General features: G+C 51.7%; 1 other RNA gene. It reads left to right on the top strand.

Annotated features, from left to right (window positions below):
- Positions 1-321: a transfer-messenger RNA gene (gene ssrA, locus B4W65_RS17150) on the top strand; the annotation flags it as partial.

Consider the following 321-nt stretch of genomic DNA (forward strand, 5'->3'; position numbering starts at 1 on the left):
ATTCGACGGGATTTGCGAAACCCAAGGTGCATGCCGAGGGGCGGTTGGCCTCGTAAAAAGCCGCAAAAAATAGTCGCAAACGACGAAAACTACGCTTTAGCAGCTTAATAACCTGCTGAGAGCCCTCTCTCCCTAGCCTCCGCTCTTAGGACGGGGATCAAGAGAGGTCAAACCCAAAAGAGATCGCGTGGATGCCCTGCCTGGGGTTGAAGCGTTAAATCTAATCAGGCTAGTTTGTTAGTGGCGTGTCCGTCCGCAGCTGGCAAGCGAATGTAAAGACTGGACTAAGCATGTAGTACCGAGGATGTAGGAATTTCGGAC

The organism is Geofilum rhodophaeum, assembly GCF_002210225.1.
GTDB lineage: Bacteria > Bacteroidota > Bacteroidia > Bacteroidales > Marinilabiliaceae > Geofilum > Geofilum rhodophaeum.